The following is a 21,145-nucleotide window of genomic DNA, read 5'->3' on the forward strand; positions in this document are numbered from 1 at the left end:
CCGGCGCGGGCGGCCAGGCGGCCGCCGGTGACGGTTATCCGGCGTCGCGCGACCCCGGCGCGGCCGGCCGGCGGCCGACTGCCGACGACGGCACTCCCCGCGGTCGAGGCGCCACCGCGGGTTACCCGGCGCCGCACGGCGCCGACCCCACTCCGCCCGGCGGCCCCGCGACGCCCCGGGGATACTCCACACCGGACCGCGCCGCGTCGGACGGCTCGTCGTCCGGGTACGCCGGCTACGGCACCGCGGGTCCCGAGCGGCCGGAGTACGACCCGAACGGCTCCGCACCCAACGGCTTCGGCCCCAACGGGTACCGGCCCAAGGGGTACGTCCGGCCCGCACCGAGCGACCGCGCTCCCGGCTTCACCGCGCGCACCCCCGGCCCGAACGACCCTGCCCGACCCGATTCGCGCGGATCGCGCGACTACCCGACCGGATCGGGCGGCGATGCGTCCGGTGCGGGCGGCTATGTACCCGGGTCAGGCGGTTACGCGGGCGGGTCGAGCGGCTACGCCGGCGCGGCGGGCGGTGGCGGATACGCGGGCGGGTCCGGCGGTGGCGCGGCCGGGTCGAGTGGCTATGCGGGTGGGTCGAGCGCCTACCCGCCCGGGCCCGGCAACCACGCGGCCGGCTCCGGCTACGCGGCCGACCCCAACAGCTACGCGGCCGGCTCCGCCGGCCGCGGCTCGACTGCCCCCGGTTCGACCGCACCTGGTTCGACCGGCCCCGGGTCGGCCGGCTTCGGCTCGACCGGCAGTGGCTCGACCGGCAGTGGTTCGGCCGGCTTCGGCTCGACCGGCGGTGGCTCGACCGGCTTCGGCTCGACCGAGCGGGGCGTGGCCGGGGCAGGGGGCTTCGCCGCGGCCGGTACCGGGTCGGACGTCGAGCGCCGGCCGGGCGCGGGCTATCCGCCGCCCCGTCGCCGGTACGCCGCCGACGACGAGGCCCGCGCCGACCCCGGCGCCCCGCCGCACCCCGGCGGACCACAGTGGCCCGCCGCCACCCAGCCGCCGGCCGGGTACCGCGACGGCCCGGTACCGCGCGCCCGCGAGCCGTACGGCGACGCGGGCCGCCCCCGCGACAACACCGGCCCCGGCGCCGCCCCGGGCGGCGCCGACGCGCGCCGCTACCCCGACACCCGCGCCGCGGACCACACGCGCGTCGACACCCGCCCGGTCCCCGGCGGTCCGCCGCCCGCCGGCGGCCCGGCCGCACCCGCCGGTGCCGCGCCGGACCCGGCCGGGCCGCGCGACGCCGACCGGACCCGCGCGGGCCGCCGCCGCGCCGACCCGGACCCGCCGCGGTACGCGGTCGGCCGCTCGGCCGGCTACGCCGCGGGCAGCGGCTACGCCCCCGCCGACCCGGCCCCCGCCGCCTACCCCGCCCCGAACGGGCCCGCCGCACCCGACCCCGCAGCGCCCGGCCGGAGCGGGCCCGCGGTCCCCGGACCCGCGGGCGCCGGACCCGCCGGCCCGGGCCCGGCGGCACCCCCGCCGCCCACGGCAGACCGTTACGCGCGCGCGTACGACGCCGACTACGCCCCCGGCAGCGGCGCCGCCGACCGCGGGCCCGCCGCGCCGCCGGGCGCCGGGCGCCGCCGGACCGGCGGAGCCGCACCCCACGACGACCGCCGGGACGCCGCGGACGACCGCTACGACGCACCGGCCGGCCTGTCGGGCGCCGGGGCCCGGTACCCCGCGGACGACGCCCGCCCCGCCGACGGCACCCGGTACGCCGCCGACGCCGACCGGTACCCGGCTCGCGACGAGGACGTCGACCGCTACCGCCCGCGCCGCTCGGCCGACCCGGACAGCGCGTACCGGCGCCCGTCCGACGACCGCTACGACGCCGCGGCCGGCCGGTTCGACGCCGACGACCCGTACGACGGCGGGTCGGGCCGGTCCGACGACCGCCGCGGCACCCCGGGCCGGTTCGAGGCCGACGACCCGGCGGAGGACCGCTACCCGCGCCGCCGCGGGACCGACGGGTACGGCGGCGACCCCGCCGGCCGGCGGGCGTACGTCGAGCCCGAGACCAGCCGCCCGCCCCGCGGGGCAGCCGAGGACCGCCGCGCCGCCGACGACCCGCGGGGCGGCCGCACCGCGCCCGGCGACCCCGACGCCGAGCGCCCCACCCGCTCCCGCCGCCGCCCGACCGAGGGCCCGGACGACGACGGCTTCGCCCGCGACGACCGGCCCGCGGAGCCCGACGAGTACGCCCGACCGGCCGGCGGGGACGCCCCGCGCCGCCGCCGCGCCGACCGCCGGGCCGCGGCGCGCGCCGACGACGAGCCGGACGCCCGCCGCACCGGGCCGCCCGCGGGCCGCCGCCCGGCGTACGGCGAGGACGAGTACGACGACGCCCCCGCCGCGTCGCGGGGCCCGCGCGCCGACGACCGGCTGGACGACACCCGCGGCGTGCTCCGCCGCGGCCGCCCCGGCGACACCGACGCCGGCCAGCCCCGCCGCACCGGCGCGGGCCGCGCCCCCGACGACGCCCGCTACGCCGAGCCGACCCGGTACGCCGACCGCGACGACGGCCCCGAGCCCGGCCGGTACGCCGACCGCGACGACCGCTATCCGGCCCGCCGCGACCGCGCCGCCGGCCGGGACAGCTACCCGGACGAGCGCGCGACCGACCGCACCCGCGACCGGGCCGATCGCGATCGGGCCGACCGGGTCCGAGCCGACGGCGACCGCACCGACCGCGACGAGCCCGCCTACGGCAGCGCCGACCGCGACCGCTACGCCGACGAGCGAGCCGACCGCGACGCGACCGACCGCGAAGGACCCGACCGCGAAGGACCCCGCGGCGAGCGCCGGCCGCTCGACCGCGACCGCTACGGCACCGCGCGGCCGCCCTCCGGCCGCGCCACCCGCGACGACCGCGAGAACCCCGCCCGAGCCGGCTACGACGACGATCCCGGCTACGACGACGACCCGGCCTACGACCGCCCCGCCGACCGCGGCGGTCGAGCCGACCGCGCCCGCCGGGCCGACCGCTTCCGCGAGCCCGACCCGCGCCGCCCCGACGACGGACCCGACCCCGCCGACGCACGCGGCCGCCCCCGGTACGACCGCGGCGACAGCGACCGCCCCGAGGCCCCCCGCCGCGGCGAACGGCCGGACCGCGACGCCCGGGACGGCGACCGTTCCGCGGCGGACCGCCCCCGCCGCTCCCGCGACGACGCCCGGTACCCCGAACCGCGCCGCCCCGCCGACGCCGACACCCGCTACGCCCCCCGCGGCGACCGCGACGACGACCCCTACCCCGCCCCGCGCCCCCGCAACGGCGGCGAGCCCCGCCGCGGCCCGGCCGGCTCGGCGCAGCCGGACGACGTCCCGCGCCGCCGCGCCGCCGCGCCGCCGCCCCGGTCCGGTACCCGCCCCCGCGCCGCCCTGGAGGCCCCCCGCCGCCCGGACGACCGCCAGCCGGACGGCGGCCGCCCGGACCAGCGCCGCGACCGCCGCCCCGCGGACCGCGACGACGACGCGCCCTACGACGACTTCTCCGAGCCGACCGCCGCCGGCGGCTACCGCTCCGCCACCGACGGCCGCGGCCGCCCGGCCGGACGGCCGGACGACGGCGAACCCCGCCGCGCCCCGGCCGCCCGCCGCCCCGACCCCGCCGAGCCCCGCCGCGACGGCGACCGCCGCCCGCCCGGCCGCCGGCCGGAGACCGCCGAGTCCCGCCGCCCCGACCCGGCCGGCTACCGGGGCGCGGCGCGGCGCCGCCCGGTGCTGACCGACGACTCCTCGAACAACCTGCTCGACCAGCCGGTCAGCGACTCGCTGGGCGGGCGGGCCATCGCGGCGCAGCCGGCGGCGTACCGGCAGGCCGCGGCACCGCCGGCCGGGCCGGCGACCGGGGTCGCGTCGTACCGCGGCGGCTCGGCCGGCTCGACGACCGGCACCCAGAGCCGGATCCGCCGGGTGGAGGCCGAGGAGCCGCCGAAGCGGGACAACGGCTACAAGCAGGCGATGGCGTACACCGCGCTGTGGTTCGCGGTACCGCTGGTGGTGCTCGTCCTGTGGAGTCTCACGCTGAACGGCGAGGCGTCCGCGAACTGCGTCGACGGCCTGCCGTGCGACTCCCAGCGCGGCGCCGCGCTGGCCTCGCTGCTGACCGAGCTGCCGAAGGGGGGCGCGATCCTCGTGCTGAGCCTGGCCGTGGCCGTGGCGCTGCGGCGGCTCAGCTCGACGTGGAAGGCGTCCACGGTGGGCTTCGCGGCCGCGGTCGTCGGCGGCGGCCTGGCCACGGTCGCGGTCTCGGTGATCACCGGCCAGCCCCTCGGCTGACCGCCCCGCGAGCACCCCCGCCATACGGAAGCGGCGCGCCGGGCCTTAGCCCGACGCGCCGCTTCCGGCCGTACCGTCGCCCTACTTGGACTTGACGACGTCGACGTTGATGTCCGCCACGACCTCGGGGTGCAGCCGCACCGCGACCGTGTGGCGGCCGATCGCCTTGATCGGCGAGACGGTCATCCGGCGCCGGTCCAGCGCCGGGCCGCCGGCGGCCTTGACCGCGTCGGCGACCTCGCTGGCCGTGATCGAGCCGAACAGCCGGCCGCCGTCGCCGGCCCGGGCGCGCAGGGTGACCTTCAGGCCCTCCAGTTGCTCCTTGACCGTGCTCGCCTCGCCCAGGTCCCGGATCTCGCGGGCCTCGCGGGCCCGCTTGATCGAGGTGACCTGCTTCTCAGCGCCCTTGGTCCAGCCGATCGCGTACCCCTGCGGGAGCAGGTAGTTGCGGCCGTACCCGTTCTTGACCTCGACGATGTCGCCGGGCGAGCCGAGGCCGGAGACCTCCTGCGTCAGAATGATCTTCATGCTCGGTCCTCCTCTCAGCGGGCCGTGGCCGTGTACGGCAGGAGCGCCATCTCGCGGGCGTTCTTGACCGCGCGGGCGATCTGCCGCTGCTGCTGGGAGGTCACCCCGGTGACCCGGCGGGCGCGGATCTTGCCCCGGTCGGAGATGAACTTGCGCAGCAGCGCGGTGTCCTTGTAGTCGATGTAGGTGATCCCCTCCTTGTCGAGCGGGTTCACCTTCTTCTTGGGCTTGCGCAGTGGCGCGTTCTTCGGCATATCCGTACCTCGTGAAGTCTCTAGAAAGGTGGCTCTTCGTCGAAGTTCCCACCCCGGGAGTCGCCGCCGGAGCTGCGGCCGGCCGGCGCGGCGTTGGCCCACGGGTCGTCGGCGTTGTTGCTGCCGCCGCCGCCCTGGCCGCCGCCGGAGGCACCGAAGCCACCGCCGCCGGAGCGCGACATCTTCTGCACCTTCGCCGTGGCGTACCGCAGCGACGGGCCGATCTCGTCGACCTCCAGCTCGATGACCGTGCGCTTCTCGCCCTCGCGGGTCTCGTACGAGCGCTGTCGCAGTCGGCCGGTCACGATGACCCGCGAGCCGCGCTGGAGGGACTCGGCGACGTTCTCCGCGGCCTGGCGCCAGATGTTGCAGGCCAGGAACAGCGGCTCGCCGTCCTTCCACTCGCCGGAGGCCTTGTCCAGGAACCGGGGCGTCGAGGCGACCCGGAACTTGGCCACGGCCGCACCCGACGGGGTGAAGCGCAGCTCGGGGTCGTCGGTCAGGTTCCCGACGACGGTGATGGTGGTGTCTCCTGCCATTGCCAACTCCTCAGTCGCCGCGTCTGCCGCACCAGGCTTACACGCCGCGTGCGACAGTGCGAGTGGGAGCCGTACGTCGCGTCAGCGAACGTCCGGCCGGATCACCTTGGTACGCAGGACCGACTCGTTGAGCCGGAGCTGGCGGTCCAGCTCGGCGACCGCTTCCGGGGTCGCCTGCAGGTCGACCACCGCGTAGATGCCCTCGGCCTTCTTCGTGATCTCGAAGGACAGGCGGCGACGGCCCCAGATGTCGAGCTTCTCGACCGAGCCACCCGCGGTGCGGATGACGTTGAGGTACGTGTCCAGTGACGGAGCGACGGTGCGCTCCTCCAGACTCGGATCGAGGATGATCATGATCTCGTAATGACGCAAGACGTACTCACCTCCCATGGGCTGATGGCCGCGGTCGTTCCGCGGCAGGAGGTCCGGCGTCGCCCGCCGGCCGCACAGGGTCGGGCGGCGAGCCCGGTCAGGATACCGGTCGTGGGCGGCCGCGGGCCGCGCGGGGGCGGGGCGCGGCCGGGCACGGACCGCGGGGACCGCCGTTCCGCATTCCTAGGGTGGGACCTGGGGAGGAACGACCACACCGACGAGTGTGAAGCGACGGTACCCCGCGGAGAACAGGCGGTGATTTAGACGCGAATAGCCCGAATCGACCGCTGTGCGAGAATAGCACGTATTGCCCCAATGGAAACTCCGCCGATGCAGATGAGCGCGATCAACCCCAGAAGGGTGACGGGCCCGCGGTCCACCACCGGGTCCACCGCGGCCATCGGCTCCGCCGCCGGGTTGCCGTCGGCGGCCAGCGCCTCGTCCACCACCGGCACGTCCACCGACCCGGCGGTCCCGCCCGGGCCGAGGCCGACCAGCGGGTTCGGCGTCCCGGCCGGCGGCCGCAGCAGCGGCGCCACCGTCGGGCTCGGCGTCGGCGCGCCGGCGCTGGCCGTGGGCTGCGGCGACGGCGTACCGGGCAGCGGGCTCGGCGTCGGCTCGCCGGGCTCGACCGGCTGGCCCACCACCTGTACCCGCAGCGGCTCCTGCCGGGTCACCACGCAGTGCGGCTTCAGCGCCACCTCGACCGGCCCGCGGTGGAACAGCACCTCGGCGACCGTGCCCTCGCCGATCTCGCCGCGCGGCTCGCCGTCCATCAGCAGGGTGGCCCGGTGCCCGGTCTCGTTGCGCACCCGGAGCTGGGTCTCGGCGGTCACCGTGATCGTGTCCTGGTCCGGGGTGGACGCGCAGCGCAGCCCCAGCAGCCCGCCGCCGTCGAACACGACCTCCCGCACCCGCTGCTCCGGCCGCGCCGACGCGGGCACGGCCGGGCCGACCAGCGCGGCGACCGCCCCCGCGGTCGCGAGCACCCGGCCGCGAACCGAAACTGCCATCACTACCCCCAGGTCGGCGAAGCGTGCGTCACCACCCGATGCAACGACACGCCCATCGGTCGGGTGACGTCCGGGTGGCCGGCGCCACCGACCCGCCCGGCCGGGATGTGTCGGTGGGGCGTCGTAGGCTGCCCCGCATGCGTATCGGAGCCCACGTCGACCGCAGCACCCCACTCGCCGAGGCCGCGGCCCGCGGCGCCGACGCGGTCCAGTTCTTCCTCGCCGACCCGCAGGGCTGGACGGCCCCGAAGCCGCGCGCCGACGCGGCCGAGCTGGCCGCGGCCGAGACCGCGGTCTACATCCACGCACCGTACGTGCTCAACGTCGCCACGACGAACAACCGCATCCGCATCCCCAGCCGCAAGCTGCTGCTGGCGCACGCCCGGGCCGCCACCGCCGTCGGCGCCGCCGGGCTCATCGTGCACGGCGGCCACGTCCCGGCCGGCGCCGACCCCGACGTGGGCTTCGACAACTGGCGGAAGACCTTCGCGTACGCCGCCGACGAGGGCGGGTTCGGCCTGCCGATCCTGATCGAGAACACCGCCGGCGGCGACAATGCCTGCGCCCGCCGCCTCGACGCGCTCAAGCGCCTGTGGGACGCCGTCGGCGAGTACGGCGCCGGCTTCTGCCTGGACACCTGCCACGCCCACGCCGGCGGCGAGGAGCTGCTCGGCGTCGTCGACCGGGTGCGCTCGATCACCGGCCGGATCGACCTGGTGCACGTCAACAACTCCAAGGACCCGTTCGACTCCGGCCGCGACCGGCACGACAACCTCACCGGCGGCGTGATCGACCCGGACCTGCTCGTCGCCGTCGTCCGGGCCGCCGACGCCCCGGCGATCGTCGAAACCCCGGGCGGCACGGCCGGGCAGGCCAGCGACATCGCCTACCTGCGTGACAAGCTGGGCGGGTGATGTCCTCGACCACCGCGGCCAGGGACCCGGAGCGCCCGCCCGGCGGGCAGGAGCCGACCGGCGCGGAGCCGGCCGGCGGGCCGGCGCGCCGCCGGCGCTGGTGGCGCCGCGACCGCCGCCGCCCGGACGCCCGCCGCCCCGAACCGCCCCCGGCCGCCGACCCGCCGGCCGCACCGGTCGGCGCCGCGACCCCTCGCGACGACGCCGACGCACCACCCGCCGCCGACCCCGACCCGCCGGCCGGCCCCGCCACGACTGCCGACCCCGCGGCGACCGGCCCCGGCGCGAGCGATCCGACCGCCGCGGCCGCATCAGCAGCGCCCCCGCGCGACGCCCGCGCCGCGAGCGCCGAACCGGCAACCGCGGCCGAGAACACCGAGCCCACGCCGGCCACGACGGCCGACCCGGAGCCCACCCCCGCCGACACCGCATCCACCGACAGCAGCCACGCCACCGCCACCGCCACCGCAGGCACGGGCACGGGCACGGGCACGGGCACCGACGGCGACCCCGCCACCAGCACCGGGGATTCCGCTGCTGGTGCCGATCCGGCCGCGGGCGCGGACTCCGCAGCGGCCCCGCCGCTGGCGTCCGACTCCGGGTCCGCGCCCGATCCCGGTTCGCGGTCCGGCGCCCCGGAGGGGTCCGACGCGAAGCGCGACGGCCCGGCCGCGAGCACCGCAACCGGCACCACGCGCACCGCAACCGCAGACACCACAACCGCGGACACCACAACCGCGGACCCCGCGAGCAAGGACGCCGGGGCCGCGGACGCCGGGACCGGTACCGAGTCCGACCCGTTCGCCGCCTTCGCCCCGCCCGCCGCGCGCCCGCCCGGCCGCCTGCGCCGGTTCGGCCGCGCCGCCGCCCGCGTCGTCCGGCACGAGTGGACGGTCGCCGCCCTGGTCAGCGTCGCGACCGCCGCCGCCCTGACCTGGCCGACCCTGCGCCACCCCACCCGTACGCTGCCGCAGGACACCGTCGACCCCGCCCTCCAGGCGTGGCAGCTCGCCTGGTCCGGCCACGCGCTCACCACCGACCCGGGCGGGCTCTGGAACGGCAACGGCTTCTTCCCGGAGCGGCTCAGCTACGCCTTCTCCGACACCCTGCTGGGCTACGCCCCGTTCGGCCTGCTCGGCGAGGGCCCGGCCGCCGCGGTCCTGCGGTACAACATCGTCTTCGTGCTGGCGCACGCGCTGGCCCTGTTCGGCGCGTACGCCCTCGTCCGGCAGCTCGGCGCCGGCCGGGCCGGCGGCGCGATCGCCGGGCTGGCGTTCGCGTTCGCGCCGTGGCGGCTGGCCCAGGCCGGCCACCTCCAGGTCGTCTCCACCGGCGGGATCGTGCTCGCGCTGGCGATGCTCGCCCGCGGCCACGGCTGGGCGCTGCGCCGCGGGCACCGGTTCCGGGTCCGCCGGCCCGGCTGGGCGCTGGCCGGCTGGATGGTCGCGGCGTGGCAGCTCAGCCTGGGGTTCGGCGTGGGCCTGCCGTTCGGGTACCTGATGCTGCTCGCCGTCCTCGTGACCGCGCTGTGCTGGCTGGTGGCCCGGATCCGGCGCGCGCCCCGGCACCCGTGGGGCTGGCGCCTGCTGCTCGCCGACGGCGTCGGCGGCCTGGTCTTCGCCGGCGTCGGCGTCGGGATGGCGATCCCGTACTTCCTGGTCGCCGCCGCCCACCCGTACGCCCGCCGCACCGCCGACCTGATCGACCTCTACTCCCCGCCGGCCCGCTCGCTGCTCATCGCGCCCGGCGAGTCCCTGCTCTGGGGCCCGGCGCACGCGCCGCTGCGCGCCGACCTCGGCTGGGCGCCGGAGATGACCCTGCTGCCGGGCTTCACGCTGTACGCGCTGGCGGCGACCGGCCTGCTGTACTCGGTCTGGACCGTCCGCCAGCGCCTGCTCCTGCTGGCCGGCGCGGTGGTCACCGCCGTGCTCGCCCTGGGCACCCAGTTCCTCGACGGCCGGTACACGTACCTGCCGCTGCTGCGCTGGCTCCCCGGCTGGGACGGCCTGCGCGCCCCCGGCCGCCTGATCCTGTGGACGACCCTGTTCCTGGCGATCCTGGCCGCCGGCGGCATCAGCGCCGTCCTCGGCCGCGCCGCCCGGATGCACCCCACGGCCCTGCGCTTCGGCCTGCGCACCCTGCTGCGCTTCGCCACGGTCCTGCCGGTCCTGGTCCTCGCGGTCGAGTGCCTGAACACCGTCGCCCACCCGCGCGTCCCGCGCCCGCCGGCCGCGCTGCGCGACGCCCCGTCGCCGGTCCTGGTCCTCCCCAGCGACTTCACCACGGACAGCCTGGCCCTGCTCTGGTCGACCGACGGCTTCCCCCGCCTGGTCAACGGCAACAGCGGCTTCACCCCGGAGTCGCTGGCCCGCACCCGCGAGGCGGTGGCCGGCTTCCCCGACGCCGCCAGCGTCGCGAACCTCCGCAGCCTGGGCGTCCGCTCCGTCGTGGTCCTCCCCGACCGCCTCCCCGGCACCCCCTGGGCCAACCTCCTGACGAACCCCAACCTCGACTACTCGGTCCAGCGCACCGACACCCCCGGCGCCACAACCTTCCGCCTGAACTGAACACAGAGAACAGAACACGAGCGCCCGAGCCCCGAACCCGCGAGCACCGTACGCCGCCGATCCAGCGGGAGGGGGCGGTCGAGGGTGATCCCGTTCGGCGGCGGGCGGGATCGGACAGGCCGAGAGCCGCTGGAGGCGACCGGTCAAGCAGGCACAGGAACCGGCGGCGACGACACCTCCGGCACCGGCCGCGGCGCCAGCGGCCCGGCATCGGGATCACCGCCGTACGTACCCCGCACCACGTCCCCCGCCGGCCGCAACACATCCCGAACGATCAACCCGCACAACAGCACCACGGTCCCGAACCGCAGCACCGAAGCCAGCACGAAAACACCCTCCGGGAAAACCTGCTTCCCCCCGGCCCCCATCAACTCCCCGTAGAAGGCCGCGAAGTAACACAACTCCGCCGCCTGCCAGGCGAGGAACGCCCACCACCGCGGCCGAGCGAGCACGACCAGCGGCACCAGCCAGAGCACGAACTGCTGCGACCACACCTTGTTGAAGATCAGGAACGCCGCGACGACGAGGAACGCCACCTGCCCGAGCCGCGGCGGCTCCGGCGCGCGCAGCACCAGCAGCCCGATCGCCAGCCAGGCGAGCGCGATCAGCACGTACGTCACCAGGTTCAGCCGCGGGATGTCCCGGGCGAGGTCCTGGAACAGCGCCAGCCCGTACTTGCCGCCGCCGCGCGGGAAGTGGTCCCCGATGTACCAGAGCGTGCCCCAGTCCACCGCCCGCTCCCGGTTGAGCGTGAGGAACCGGGACCAGTTGTCGTAGTGCTGCCACATCACCGGCAGGTTCACGGCGAGCCAGGTCAGCACCGCCGCCGCCCCCGCGGCCGCGGCCGGGCCGAGCCGCCGGGCGCGCAGCGCCAGCAGGGCGATGGCGACCAGCAGGAAGCCGGGCCAGAGCTTCGCCGCCGTACCGAGCCCGAGGAGCACGCCGGCGAGGACCGGCCGGGACCGCGCCCAGGCGAGCAGCCCGCCGACGGCGAAGAAGATCGACAGCAGGTCCCAGTTGACGGTCGCGCTGATGAACATGGCCGGGGCGAGGGCGAACAGCGCCGCGTCCCACGGCCGGCGGCGGCGCAGCGCGAGCAGCATCCCGACCGCGGCGACGGCCAGCACGCCGAGCACCAGCGCGTTCGCCTGGTAGAACCACATGCCCTGGTTGATCGCCGGGTCGCCAGCGCCGAGCCGGTGGATGGGCAGCCCGAGCAGGCCCATGAACGCCCCGGTCAGCACCGGGTACTCGACGGGGTGATCGACGTACGGGATCCTGCCCTGGTCCAGCCCCTCGGCGAAGTACAGCGCGAGGACGTCGGTGTAGCAGTACCGCTTGTACTGGATGTTGTCCGTCCACGCACCGTCCATGCACGGCGACTTCTGCACCCAGTGCAGCACCAGCGTCAGGCAGGCGAGCGCCAGGACCACCCGCGACGCCGTCCAGAAGCGACCGCGCCACGGCCCGCCGGGGCTGTCGGCGCCCGCGGTGTGGCTGCCGGGCGGCCCGCCGATCGCCTCGCTCAGCCCGCGGACGAATCCGTCCGACCGACCGGGCAGGTCGACCACCGCACGCCGCAGGTTCATGCCACCATCCTGCCCGACCGCCGCCGCGGCGACGGGCCGAGCCACGCGACGGCGATCAGGGGATTTCCGTGCGGCGGGCGCTACCCGACGAGGCCGGTACCCGGTGGCGATACGCCGTTGTTGCCGGTACCGGGCCGTACGGGTCCGCCGGTGCCGTCGCCCTGGCCGGGCCGGGTGGCGCCGCCGGGGATCGGGAACGGGAAGATGTCGCCGTCGTCGTCGTCGCCGCGGCCGTCGTCGTCGCCGCGGCCGGGGCGGCCGTTGTCGTCGCACAGGATGCCGAACAGGCAGGGCCGCGGGTAGTCGCCGTCGCCCTTGAGGTTCGGGTCGCCGCCGTTGGCCGCCGACGGCAGGTCCGCCCGCTCCTCGCCCTGCAGGGCGTCGTTCATGTACGTGCGCCAGATCTCCGCCGGCGTCCGCCCGCCGAAGATGTCGGCGCCGCCGCTGGTGACGATCGGCGAGCGCTTGTCCTCCTGGCTGCCGACCCAGACGGCGGTGGCGAGCTGCGGGGTGTACCCGGTCATCCAGGCGTCGCCGTTCTTGCCGGACGTCTCGTTGAACTCCCAGGTGCCGGTCTTGCCGGCGGACTGCCGGTTGAAGAGCTGCTTGCCGTCGTGCGGCGGCACGCCCTTGAGCACGTCGGTCACGTCGTCGGCGACCGACTGCTCGATCCGCCGCTCCGGCTTGATCACCGCGCCGCCGACCGGCTCGTACTTGCCGGTGGCCCGGTTCTTGCGCTCGACCTTGGCGACGAAGTGCGCCTTGTTGTAGATGCCGCGGGCGGCGAAGGTGGCGATGCCGTTGGCGTGGTCCAGGACCGTCACCGGGTACTGCCCGAAGCCGATGTTGTAGTCGAACAGCGACCGGCCCTCGTACTTGTTCGGGCTCATGCCGGCGACGTCGAGGGCCTGGCCCTGGTCGTTCCACATGGTCCGGACGCCGGCCTTGACCGCGATGTTGACGACCTTGCCGGGCCCGATCTTCTCGGCGATGCCGTAGAACGGGATGTTGTACGACTCGACCGTGGATGTCCGCAGCGTGCAGCTGTTGCCGCAGATCAGGCCGCCGCTGGCGCTGTCGCGGCCGGCGTTGGTCAGCGTCTCGCCGTTGGCGCCCTTGCGCGGCAGTGCCCGCCAGCGCGAGTCGGTGCGGTACCCCTCGGCGAGCGCCGCGGCCAGCGTGTACACCTTGAAGCTCGAGCCGGGCGCGTGCCCGCCGAACTGCTTGCCGTTGCTGGCCACGTTGAGCCCGGCGTAGTCGGTGGCGGCGGTGTTCTTGTTCATGCCGCCGTAGTAGGCGACGACGGCGCCGTTCTCCGGGTTGATCGACACGAGCGCGGCGCGCAGGTTCTTCGGCTGGTCGCGCAGGATCTGGCCGGTCTCGGACGCCGCGTTGACCGCCGCGTTCTGGGCCTTCGGGTCCAGCGTCGTGGTGACCCGGAAGCCGCCGGTGGCCAGAGCGTCCCGGCACTGGCCGAACGTGCACAGGGCCTTGCCGGTCTTCGGGTCGCGCATCTGGGCCAGCTCGCGGGTGATGTACGGCAGGATGATGCCGGCCGGCTTGGCCAGCCCGCACTCGTTGCCGCAGTTGCTGTTGAGCACCGGCTTGACGGTCGGGTACCGGGCGAGGGCCTGCTGGTACTGCTGCGGGTTGATCCAGTTCTTCTCCCGCATGCCGTCGAGCACGTACCGCCAGCGGTCGACCGCGTCCTGCTTGTTGAAGCCCGGGTCGAAGCCCTTGTGCGTCTCGGACGGCTCGGGCTGCTTGATCACGCCGGCGAGCACGGCCGCCTCGGCGATGCTGACCCGGCTGATCGGCTTGCCGAAGTACGCCTGCGCGGCGGTGTCGATGCTGTACGCGCCGCGCCCGAAGAAGATCGTGTTGAGGTAGAACTCCATGATCTCGGGCTTGCTGTACTTGTCGGTCAGCTTGGAGGCGAGGATCGCCTCCTTCACCTTCCGGGCGTACCCCTCGGCCTGCAGGTCCATCGCGTTGCGCGCGTACTGCTGGGTGATCGTGGAGGCGCCCTGCTGGTCGCCGCCGCTGACGTTGTTCCAGGCGGCCCGGGCGATGCCGACGTAGTCGACGCCGGAGTGCTCGTAGAACTTGCGGTCCTCGGCGGAGGCGACGGCGAACTGCACGTGCGCCGGGATCTGGTTGATCTTGGTGTAGGTGCGGTTCTCCTTGCCGATCTTGGCGATCTCGGTCTTGCCGTCGGCGTAGAGCAGGTTCGAGCTGAGCGCGAGCTTGTCGAAGTCGGCGGGCAGGGCGACGGTCGTCGAGTAGTAGGTCAGGCCCACCACGCTCGCGCCGAGCAGCACGCCGAGGATCGAGATCGCGCCGACGATGATGTTGATCCGGCGCCGCTTGCGGGCGCGCGGGTCCTCGGAGTTGCCGCCGAGGTTCTCGATGAACCGGCTGATCGAGCCGGTGTGCGGGCCGTTCGGGCCGCCGTACCCGCCGGAGGCGGTGACCCGGGCCCGCCCGGTGGGCGCGGCGCGGCCGGCCGGGCCGCTGCCCGGCACCCGGGCCGAGGCGCGGGCGCCGCCGGCCGGCGGCCGGGCGGCGACGCGGGCGGAGGCGGTGGCGCGGGCGGGGTTGGCCGGTACGGATGCCGACAGGGTCGACGCGCTCACGCTCGCCCGCGCGGACGCGCGCCCGTTTGCGGGCCACCCGCCGTTGTCGTCGGCCGGCGGCGCGGCCCCGCCGTAGGCGGAGTTCGAGTCACCGAAGGAAGTCATTCGTCACACCCTGCCGTAGCGATTGCGCTGTCGCGCCCCACCACTCGATAAGTACGGACGGACGGCCCGGGCCGTTCACCGCGCCGCCGACCGTTCCCGGCCCGCACCGCGGGTTCGCCGCCCGGGGACTCCCCCGCCCCGGGCCCGGCCCCGGGGCGTCCACCCAGGGGATAGTGCTCACGTAGATGATTCCAGCTGCAGCGCCGGCACACCTCGACCACGTAGACCAGAAACTCGCCGACCGTCGCGGCCAACTCGGACAATTCGGCCGGACGCCGCGCCTGGCCGGACGACTGCCGCAGCGCGTCCCCGTAGCCGAAGTGCACGTACGTCAGGTGCTCCCGCCGGCACACCGGGCACCGGACCTCGGTCGGTTCCCCGTGAAACCGGGCGGCACTGCGCAGGTAGGGCGAAGCGTCGCAGATCTCCCCCGTGGCGACCAGACCGCGCCCATGATCGCGCAGGACCGCTCGCCTCCTCAGCGAGTAGTCGACCACCCGGTGCTGCGCGGACATGGCTGAAGGGTACGCGGAACCCCCGCGCAAGGCGACATCCGTCGCTACCAGTGCGGGAAGCGGTACGGACGACACCCGGGGGACACCGGCTGTTGCGGCCGGGGTGGGCGACGATCTACCGTTGCGATGTATCGCACCGATACATCGCGCCGACAGCTCGACGCTGTGGCGCGCCGCCAGTACACCGCGCCACCGTGGCGCCCCACCGGCCGCCGGCCGGGCCGCGGGCGGCGGCGCCGACCCGCCCGAGGAGGATGCCGTGCTCGAGTTCGCCATCCTCGGACTGCTCAGCGAGACCCCCATGCACGGGTACGAGCTGCGCAAGGAGCTGACCACCAAGCTCGGCGCGTTCCGGGCGGCGATCAGCTACGGCACGCTGTACCCGACGCTGCGCCGGCTCCGCCAGGCCGGCTGGATCACCGAACTCGACGACAGCGCCGCCGAGGCGCCGCCGCTGACCAGCCGGCGCGGGCGGGTTGTGTACAAAATCACCGCCGAGGGCAAGGAGCGCTTCGCCGCGCTGCTGGCCAGCGCGGGTCCCGAGACGTACGACGACGAGGGTTTCGGTGTCCACTTCGCCTTTTTCGCCCGGACCGACCGCGCGACCCGCCTGCGCATCCTCGAGGGCCGCCGGCGGCGGGTCGAGGAGCGCCGGGAGGGCCTGCGGGACGTCCTCGGCCGGGCCGCCGAGCGCCTCGACACCTACACCCTCGCGCTCCAGCAGCACGGCCTCGAGGCGTGCGAGCGCGAGGTGCGCTGGCTGGAGGAGCTGATCGCCAACGAGCGGTCGGGCCGCACGCCCGGCCACCCCGCCGACCCCGCGCCGCCCACCGGCGGCCGGGGCGGCTGACCCCCGCCCCCCGACCGCGGCCCCGCGGTCCCGACGCACCACGGCGGCCGGCGGCCGCCGGCACCACCCGCGGCCCGCCGCGGCACCCGGAGCCGGGCATCGCGTACCGGCCCGCACGCACCGAAGTCCCGATCGCTGCGGCGGTCACCACACGAGGAACGGCGGCCGCCGGCGGCGGCCCGCCACAGGAAGAGGAGGCACCCGATGGGCTCCGTCCGCGTCGCTATCGTCGGAGTCGGGAACTGCGCGTCGTCCCTGGTTCAGGGCGTGCAGTACTACCGTGACGCCGACCCGACCACGCGCGTTCCGGGTCTGATGCACGTCCAGTTCGGCGACTACCACGTCCGGGACGTGGAGTTCGTCGCCGCCTTCGACGTGGACGCCAAGAAGGTCGGCCGGGATCTGGCCGAGGCGATCGTGGCCAGCGAGAACAACACGATCAAGCTGTGCGACGTCCCGCCGACCGGGGTGACCGTCCAGCGCGGGCCGACCCACGACGGGCTGGGCCTGTACTACCGGGAGATCGTCGAGGAGGCCGACGAGCCGGCCGTCGACGTGGCGGCGGCGCTGCGCGAGGCGCGGGCCGACGTGGTCGTCGCGTACCTGCCGGTGGGCTCCGAGGCGGCCACCAAGTACTACGCGCAGGCGGCGATCGACGCGGGCTGCGCGTTCGTCAACGCGCTGCCGGTGTTCATCGCCTCCGACCCCGAGTGGGCGCGGAAGTTCACCGACGCCGGGCTGCCGATCGTCGGCGACGACATCAAGTCCCAGGTCGGGGCGACGATCGTGCACCGGGCGCTGGCGAAGCTGTTCGAGGACCGGGGGGTGGAGCTGCTGCGCACGTACCAGCTCAACTTCGGCGGCAACATGGACTTCATGAACATGCTGGAGCGCAACCGGCTGATCTCCAAGAAGATCTCCAAGACGCAGTCGGTGACGTCCCAGATCCCGCACGAGATCGCCAAGGGCGACGTCCACATCGGCCCGTCCGACCACGTGCCGTGGCTGGACGACCGCAAGTGGGCGTACATCCGGCTCGAGGGCCGCTCGTTCGGCGACGTGCCGCTCAACGCGGAGCTGAAGCTGGAGGTGTGGGACTCGCCGAACTCGGCCGGCGTGATCATCGACGCGGTCCGCGCGGCGAAGATCGCCCTGGACCGGCGGATCGCCGGCCCGATCCTGTCGGCGTCGAGCTACTTCATGAAGTCCCCGCCGGAGCAGTACGCCGACCACGACGCCCACGCGGCGGTGGAGTCGTTCATCCGCGGCGACATCGAGCGCTGACCCCGCGCCACCGAACCCGCGCCAGCGAACAAGAGCCGGGGTACCGAATCACACGCGGATTCGGTACCCCGGCTCTTGTCGATCTTCGCGGAGCGCGGGGTGCCCGGGGCATGCTGGCGGGATGCGGTTGGTGACGATCGAGGATGTACAGCGGGCGGCCGGCGTGCTGGCCGGGGATGTCGTGCGGACGCCGCTGGTGCCCGCGGGCGGGGACCTGTGGCTCAAGCCCGAGAACCTGCAGCCCACCGGGGCGTTCAAGCTGCGCGGCGCGGCGTACGCGCTGTCCCGGCTGGACGACCGGCAGCGGCGGGCCGGCGTGGTGACCCACTCGTCCGGCAACCACGCGCTCGCCCTGGCGTACGCGGCGCGGCGGGCCGGGGTGGCGATGGTGGCGGTGATGCCCGCGGCGACCACGGCGGTCAAGCGGGACGCGGTGGCGGCGCTCGGCGCCGAGATCGTCGGAGTGCCGGCGGCAGAGCGGGAGTCGCGGACCGCCGCGCTGGTCGCCGCGCGCGGCCTGACGTTCGTCCCGCCGTACGACCACCCGGACGTCATCGCCGGCCAGGGCACGGTCGGCCTGGAGATCGCCGCGGACCTGCCGGACGTCGAGGTCGTCCTCGTCCCGGTCGGCGGCGGCGGCCTCGCCTCGGGCGTGGCGACCGCGCTGCGCGCGCTGGCGCCCCGGGCCCGGGTGGTCGGCGTCGAGCCCGAGCTGGCCGCCGACGCCGCCGAGAGCCTGCGCGCCGGCGAGCTGCGCGAGTGGCCGGTGGAGCAGCGCGCCCGGACCGCCGCCGAGGGGCTGCGCGGGTCGCTGTCCGCCCTGACGCTCGCCCACCTGCGCGAGCGGGTGGCCGGGATCGTCACGGTCTCCGAAGCGGAGATCGCCGCGGCCGTACCGGTGCTCGCCGCCCGCGGCCGGCTGGTCGCCGAGCCCAGCGGGGCGGTCGCGGCCGCGGCGTACCTGTTCCGGCGCGCCGAGCTGCCGCCCGGCCGGACGGTGGCGGTCGTCACCGGCGGAAACGTGGACCTGCGCACGCTCGCCGGCCTGCTCGACAGTGCCGAGTCCGCTACCTGACACTGTCGGATCGCAGACAGCCCGCGACCAGGCCCGCACCCTAACGTCTGTCCTCACGGGACACCCCCGGTTCGGCGGCTCCCCGCCGCCCGCGGACGCCGGCCCGCGCCTCGCGGCCAGCCCGGCGGCGGGCGGCGGCGGCCGGCCGGGGACGGCGGTTCCGCGACCGACCTCACGGGATCGCGGGCCGCGGGCGGTGCCGTGGACAAGGTCCCCGCGGCACCGCCCACCCGTCGTCCGATCCGCCACCGCACCGACCACCGGGCCCGCCGAAATGGGGGATGCTGCGCAGCATCACATTTCGGATCCCGACCCGATCCGCCCGCGGCGACGACCATGACCAGCACCGTGCACGCACCGTGATCGCCGGACTGACCCGTGGCGCAAAAATCACCCGGTGCGACCGGACCGCTACGCCGGTAGGTTCCGTCGACATGAGACGCGCATCGATCGCCCTCGCCCTTGCGATAACCCCCGTGCTCACCGTCGGCGCCCTGGCCGCGCCGGCCGCCGCCGCCCCCCGCGACCTGGAGTGGAAGCCGTCCGCCACCGGGTCCGAGGCCAACCTCCGCGGCCTCGCCGTCGTCAGCGACAGGATCGCCTGGGCCAGCGGCCTCGGCGGCGCCGTACTGCGCACCACCGACGGCGGCGCCACCTGGGCCGCCGTCGGCCCGCCCGACACCGCCGACCTCGACTTCCGCGACATCGAGGCGGTCGACGAGAACCACGCGCTGGCGCTGTCGGCCGGCGCCGGGGCGCTGTCCCGGATCTACCGGACCACCGACGGCGGCAAGACCTGGACCGAGACGTTCCGGTCGGCCGAGGACACCGCGTTCTACGACTGCGTCACCTTCTTCGACACCCAGCGCGGGCTGGCCGTCTCCGACCCGGTCGGCGGCAAGTTCCGGCTGATCAGCACCGCCGACGGCGGGAAGACCTGGACCACCTCGGACGGCCCGGCCGCCGCCGAGGGCGAGTACGCGTTCGCCGCCTCCGGCGGCTGCCTGGTCGCCCCGGCCGGCGCGCCGGCCGGCACGGCCGTCTTCGGCAGCGGCGGTACGGCGTCGCACTACTTCCGCACCACCGACCACGGCGCCACCTGGACCTCCGCGGCCAGTGACTTCCCGGCCGCCGAGTACGGCGGCATCTTCAGCCTCGCCTTCCGCGGCGACCGGGGCATCGCCGTCGGCGGCGACGCGCGCGCCGCGGCGGGCGTCTCCGGTGGCTCGGCCGTCTCCGGCGACACCGGCGGGACGTGGGCGCTGGCCGGCGCCCAGCCGGCCGACTTCAAGTCGGCGGTCGCGTGGGTGTCCGACGGCCGGGCGGTCGCCGTCGGCCCGACCGGCAGCGACGTCACCACCGACAACGGGCAGAGCTGGTCGACGTTCTCGGCGTCCGGCTTCAACTCCGTCGGCTGCGCCGCGGCCGGCGCCTGCTTCGCCGTCGGCGACAAGGGCGTCGCGGCCACGCTGGCCGGCACCCGCTGACCCGGCGCCGGCCCGGGGCGCGGCCCTCGCCCGCGCCCCGGGCCGGCGGTAGGTTGCCGGAGCATGAGACGTACATCGATCAGCGCCACCGCGCTCCTGCTCGCCCTGGCCGGCGCCGCACCGGCCGCCGCCGCCCCCGCCGACGCTCCGACGTGGACCCTGCGCCCCACCGGCGCCGACTCCCGGCTCCGCGGCCTCGCCCCGGTCAGCGACAGGGTCGCCTGGGCCAGCGGCAGCAAGGGCACCGTGCTGCGCACCACCGACGGCGGGCAGCACTGGACCCGGCTCGCCGTACCGGGGGCCGAGGCCCTGGACTTCCGCGACATCACGGCCTGGGACGCCGACCGCGCGGTGATCCTGTCCATCGGGGAGGGCGAGGCGTCCCGGATCTACCGCACCCGCGACGGCGGCCGGACCTGGACCGAGGGCTTCCGCAACACCGACCCGAAGGCGTTCTACGACTGCCTGGCCTTCTTCGACACCCGGCACGGCCTGGCCCTGTCCGACGCGGTAGACGGCAAGTTCCGCCTGGTCAGCACGAGCAACGGCGGCGACAGCTGGAGCGTCGTGCCGAGCGACGGGATGCCGGCCGCGCAGGCCGGCGAGGGCGCGTTCGCCGCCAGCGGCACCTGCCTGGTCGCCCAGCGCGGCGGCAGCGCGGCGTGGTTCGCCACCACCGGCAGCCCGCGCTCGCGGGTGTTCCGCACCGACGACCGCGGTCTCACGTGGACGCTCGCCGAGAGCCCGGTACCGGGCGGCGGCAGCACCGGCATCTACACGCTGGCCATGCGCGACTGGTGGCGCGGCGTCGCCCTCGGCGGCGACTACACCAAGCCCACCGAGGCGCCGCAGCACGCGGCGCTGAGCGAGGACTCCGGGCGCACGTGGCAGCCGGCGGGGCGGGCGCCGGGCGAGTACCGGTCCGGTGCCGCCTGGGTGGGCCGCAGCGAGACGGTGCTGGCGGTCGGCCCGACCGGCAGTGACGCCAGCGCCGACGGCGGGCGCACCTGGACCCGGTTCGACACCGGGAGCTTCGACGCGGTCGCCTGTACGGCGGCGGGGGCGTGCTGGGCCTCCGGCGAGGCGGGCCGGGTCGCGACGCTGACTCCGTGAGGCCCG

Annotated in this window: 16 protein-coding genes; 8 read left to right on the top strand and 8 right to left on the bottom strand. The window is 75.9% G+C overall.

The features are described 5' to 3' along the window. Positions 1–836 precede the first annotated feature (836 nt). Entirely contained in the window at positions 837–4,298 is a 3,462-nt protein-coding gene (locus tag IEY94_RS08325) for a hypothetical protein (protein WP_189169511.1), read from the top strand. Between the two features lie 81 nt (positions 4,299–4,379). Here IEY94_RS08325 and rplI read toward each other — a convergent pair whose 3' ends face one another. The 5 genes from rplI to IEY94_RS08350 form a co-directional block, all read right to left on the bottom strand. Beyond that, positions 4,380–4,826 carry a 50S ribosomal protein L9 gene (gene rplI, locus IEY94_RS08330; RefSeq protein ID WP_189169512.1) on the bottom strand — a complete coding sequence of 149 codons (447 nt, stop codon included), beginning with the start codon at positions 4,824–4,826 and terminating at the stop codon, positions 4,380–4,382. Between the two features lie 14 nt (positions 4,827–4,840). Continuing rightward, complete coding sequence (gene rpsR / locus IEY94_RS08335; RefSeq protein WP_189169513.1) at positions 4,841–5,080, bottom strand: 30S ribosomal protein S18; 240 nt, start codon at positions 5,078–5,080, stop codon at positions 4,841–4,843. Between the two features lie 20 nt (positions 5,081–5,100). Next, positions 5,101–5,619, bottom strand: coding sequence for a single-stranded DNA-binding protein (locus IEY94_RS08340; RefSeq protein WP_189169514.1), 519 nt, complete (start codon positions 5,617–5,619; stop codon positions 5,101–5,103). Positions 5,620–5,700: 81 nt separating this feature from the next. Continuing rightward, positions 5,701–5,991 carry a 30S ribosomal protein S6 gene (gene rpsF / locus IEY94_RS08345; protein WP_189169515.1) on the bottom strand — a complete coding sequence of 97 codons (291 nt, stop codon included), beginning with the start codon at positions 5,989–5,991 and terminating at the stop codon, positions 5,701–5,703. A 260-nt stretch (positions 5,992–6,251) separates the two neighbouring features. Further along, entirely contained in the window at positions 6,252–7,004 is a 753-nt protein-coding gene (locus tag IEY94_RS08350) for a hypothetical protein (protein ID WP_189169516.1), read from the bottom strand. Positions 7,005–7,141: 137 nt separating this feature from the next. Between IEY94_RS08350 and IEY94_RS08355 the strand changes: the two genes are divergently transcribed. Beyond that, positions 7,142–7,918 (top strand): deoxyribonuclease IV, encoded by a 777-nt coding sequence (locus IEY94_RS08355; protein ID WP_189169517.1) that lies wholly within the window; start codon positions 7,142–7,144, stop codon positions 7,916–7,918. Beyond that, entirely contained in the window at positions 7,918–10,485 is a 2,568-nt protein-coding gene (locus tag IEY94_RS08360; protein WP_189169518.1) for a hypothetical protein, read from the top strand. The genes IEY94_RS08355 and IEY94_RS08360 overlap by 1 nt, the downstream gene beginning before the upstream one ends. A gap of 143 nt (positions 10,486–10,628) precedes the next feature. Here the strand turns inward: IEY94_RS08360 and IEY94_RS08365 are convergent, their stop codons facing one another. The 3 genes from IEY94_RS08365 to IEY94_RS08375 form a co-directional block, all read right to left on the bottom strand. After that, positions 10,629–12,074 (bottom strand): glycosyltransferase family 87 protein, encoded by a 1,446-nt coding sequence (locus IEY94_RS08365; protein ID WP_189169519.1) that lies wholly within the window; start codon positions 12,072–12,074, stop codon positions 10,629–10,631. 80 nt (positions 12,075–12,154) lie between these two features. Further along, positions 12,155–14,815 carry a transglycosylase domain-containing protein gene (locus IEY94_RS08370; protein WP_189169520.1) on the bottom strand — a complete coding sequence of 887 codons (2,661 nt, stop codon included), beginning with the start codon at positions 14,813–14,815 and terminating at the stop codon, positions 12,155–12,157. Continuing rightward, entirely contained in the window at positions 14,812–15,330 is a 519-nt protein-coding gene (locus tag IEY94_RS08375) for a DUF5318 family protein (RefSeq protein ID WP_189169521.1), read from the bottom strand. The genes IEY94_RS08370 and IEY94_RS08375 overlap by 4 nt, the downstream gene beginning before the upstream one ends. Positions 15,331–15,589: 259 nt before the next feature. On the opposite strand from IEY94_RS08375, the gene IEY94_RS08380 reads away from it, so the two are divergent. The 5 genes from IEY94_RS08380 (at position 15,590) to IEY94_RS08400 (ending at position 21,139) form a co-directional block, all read left to right on the top strand. Beyond that, positions 15,590–16,180, top strand: coding sequence for a PadR family transcriptional regulator (locus tag IEY94_RS08380; protein WP_189169522.1), 591 nt, complete (start codon positions 15,590–15,592; stop codon positions 16,178–16,180). 204 nt (positions 16,181–16,384) lie between these two features. After that, positions 16,385–17,464 carry an inositol-3-phosphate synthase gene (locus tag IEY94_RS08385; protein WP_189169523.1) on the top strand — a complete coding sequence of 360 codons (1,080 nt, stop codon included), beginning with the start codon at positions 16,385–16,387 and terminating at the stop codon, positions 17,462–17,464. Between the two features lie 121 nt (positions 17,465–17,585). After that, on the top strand, positions 17,586–18,539 hold the full coding sequence (locus IEY94_RS08390) for a threonine ammonia-lyase (protein WP_189169524.1): 954 nt from the start codon (positions 17,586–17,588) through the stop codon (positions 18,537–18,539). Positions 18,540–18,973: 434 nt separating this feature from the next. Then, positions 18,974–20,026, top strand: a complete 1,053-nt coding sequence (locus IEY94_RS08395; RefSeq protein WP_189169525.1) for a beta propeller repeat protein — start codon at positions 18,974–18,976, stop codon at positions 20,024–20,026. Positions 20,027–20,089: 63 nt separating this feature from the next. Continuing rightward, positions 20,090–21,139, top strand: coding sequence for a WD40/YVTN/BNR-like repeat-containing protein (locus IEY94_RS08400; protein WP_189169526.1), 1,050 nt, complete (start codon positions 20,090–20,092; stop codon positions 21,137–21,139). Positions 21,140–21,145 lie beyond the last annotated feature (6 nt).

The sequence above is a fragment of the Pilimelia anulata genome, from assembly GCF_014647895.1.
GTDB lineage: Bacteria > Actinomycetota > Actinomycetes > Mycobacteriales > Micromonosporaceae > Pilimelia > Pilimelia anulata.